We start from the raw sequence: 3,252 nt of genomic DNA on the forward strand, positions 1-3,252 counted from the left end.
ACTTGCTGCGGCTGGTACATACACCTTGACTGTTACTAGTGCAAGTGGATGTACAACTACCGCTACAGTTGCCGTGACAGTAAATGCTTGTCTTTCTAAAATTGGTGATTTTGTTTGGGAAGATATAAACGGAAACGGAATTCAAGATTCAGGTGAACCGGGTATTCCTGGGGTTTCAGTTACATTAAATGGTACGGATGCCTTTGGAAATGTGGTAAGTCAAACAGCTACCACAGGAGCTAATGGAGAATATTTATTTGATAATTTAGTAAAAGGAACATATACTGTAACCTTTGGTGATAAAGCAGGCTATGTTTTAACATCGCCTAATAAAGGTACAGACGATGCAAAAGATAGTGATGCGGATTTAACTACAAAACAATCTCCGGTTATTAATCTTGGAACTAACGCCTCAAATCTAACTATAGATGCAGGTATGTACAGACCAGCAAGCCTTGGTGATTTCGTGTGGTATGATATAAACAACAATGGTATTCAAGATTCAGGCGAGCCAGGTATCCAAGGAGTTGTTGTAACTCTAAATGGAACAAAAGGCGATGGAACCGTAATTGCTGCTCAAACATCAACAACCAATGCCTCAGGTATCTACGCATTTACTAATCTTGCTCCTGGAACCTATACTGTTACATTTGGAACAGTTGGCGGATATCAAGTAGCGAAACAGGATATTACAGGTGCAAATACAGATGCCACAGACGTAAATAACGACAGTGATATTAATTCTACTACCCTTACTTCTCACGCTGCAACTCTAGTTTCGGGTGAAAATGATCCTAAATTGGATGCTGGATTTACTAAAGTGATAGATCTTGAGTTAGATAAAACAGTAAGTAATCCAACACCAAACGTTGGAGAGACAGTTACTTATACATTGAAACTAACTAATAAAGGACCTCAAATTGCTACAGGAGTAGCTTTAGAAGATGTCATTCCAAATGGATTGGAGAATATCATACTAACGGCGACGAATTCACCACAAGGTGTAATTGCAGGTAATAAGATTACATTTAGCGGATTAACTGTAAATAAAGATCAAGTTATTATATTCACTTACACAGCAAAAGTAAAATCTCCAATAGCTGGGGTAGTTTATAAAAACGTTGCTCAAGTGACTGCTGCAAATGAATTTGATATAGATTCAACACCAAACAATGACGACGGTGACCAGTCAGAAGATGATGAAGATCCAGAGACTATAGTACCTCAGCAAGCAGATCTTAACCTAGTTAAAACGGTTAATAATGCAACACCAAACGTTGGAGAAAAAGTAACCTTTACAGTTAAGGTTTCCAATGATGGTCCAAGTGCAGCTACTGGCGTACAGGTAAAAGATTTAGTTCCTAATGGTTATGAGACAATTAGTGCGATTTCTAATTCTGGAACATTATCTGGTTCAGAAATCACATGGAGCAATTTAAGCATACCAAATGGTCAGTTTGTAAATCTTACATTTGATGCGATAGTTAAAGTACCTGGAACGGGAGTTGATTTTGTAAACGTAGCAAGAGTAACAGCTTCTGATCAATTTGATAATGACTCAAAACCAAATAACGCTGCAAATACAAACGGAACAGGTGGAATAGGTAGTCAAGATGCAGATGATACGCAAGACGCCGGTGATGAAGATGATGGTGATGATGCCAAAACTACACCAAAAGTTATTGACCTAGAATTAGATAAGACAGTTAGTACTGCTACACCTAATGTAGGGGAGACAATAACTTATACATTAAAACTAACTAACAAAGGCCCAAATACAGCTACAGGAGTTGCATTAGAAGATATTATTCCAAATGGATTAGAGAATATCACACTAACGGCGACGAATTCACCACAAGGTGTAATTGCGGGGAATAAGATTACCTTCAGTGGTTTAACTGTATTAAAAGATGAGACAAAAACCTTTACATATACTGCAAAGGTAAAAGAACCATTAACGGGGGTAGTTTATAAAAACGTAGCTCAAGTTACCGCCTCTAATGAGTACGATATAGATTCAACACCAAACAATGATGATGGTGACCAGTCAGAAGATGATGAGGATCCAGAGACGATAGTACCACAAGTTGCAGATTTGAGTTTGGTAAAAACTGTAGATGATAAATATCCTAAAGTGGGTGATGTAGTGACATTTACTGTGAAAGTATCAAACGCTGGTCCTCAAACTGCTACCAATGTAAAAGTTGAAGATGTGGTACCTAATGGATATTCAGCTATATCTTCAATCAGTAATTCCGGTTCTCTTTCTGGCAATGTTATTACCTGGGTTATTCCAAGCATTGCATCAGGAGCCTCATCAACCCTTACATTTAATGTTAAAGTTGGACAGCCAGCAACTGGTGTTTCATTTATTAACTTAGCAGAAGTAAAATCGGTAGATCAATATGATCCTGATTCCAAACCAGGTAATGGTGCCGATACGAATGGAAATGGAAAAGTTGGATCAGAAGATAATGATGATTCTAAAGATCCAGCTGATGAAGATGACGGCGATGATGCTTATGTTGTTCCTACTGCCTCTTTGGGAGATTTTGTATGGGATGATATCAATGGCAACGGCATACAAGACGGAACAGAAATTGGTGTTCAGGGTGTGATTGTGAATCTTTTTGGTACAGACCAAGACGGTAATCCTGTTTCAAGAACAACCACTACAGATGCTAATGGCAAATACCTTTTTGATGATTTAGTACCGGGTAGCTATTTTGTTGAGTTCATCAGACCAACTGGATACACTGGTTCAGATAAAGATCAGGGAACAGATGATACAAAAGACAGTGATGCAGATAAAATAACTGGAAAAACCGGTACAATTACTTTAGCAGGTGGAGATAATAATTTAACTGTTGATGCTGGAATATTCAAACCAGCGAAGTTGGGTGACTACGTATGGGAAGACAAGAATTACAACGGCATCCAAGATTCAGGCGAAAGCCCAATCCAAGGCGTAGTAGTTAAATTGTTGGATGCAGCAGGCAACCCAGCCAAAGATGCAGATGGTAATACAGTAGCCAGCACTACAACAGATGCAGCTGGACTTTATAAGTTTGAGAACTTGAAACCAGGTGTACAATATGTGGTAGAGTTCACCAAGCCAGCAGGCTATGAGCCAACCAGCAAAGACAAAGGCACAGACGATACCAAAGACAGCGATGCGGACGTAACAACGGGCAAAGCAGCCCCAGTGGTATTGGCCAGTGGCGAAGACAACAAAACGATAGATGCAGGTTT

At 39.2% G+C, this 3,252-nt stretch carries 1 protein-coding gene; it reads left to right on the top strand.

Annotated features, from left to right (window positions below; genetic code table 11):
- A partial coding sequence (locus tag EGI26_RS06970) for an SdrD B-like domain-containing protein (protein WP_255077313.1) occupies positions 1–3,252 on the top strand: 3,252 nt, incomplete at both ends.

Origin of the sequence: Lacihabitans sp. CCS-44 (assembly GCF_024343735.1) — a bacterium.
Classification (GTDB): Bacteria; Bacteroidota; Bacteroidia; order Cytophagales; family Spirosomataceae; genus Leadbetterella.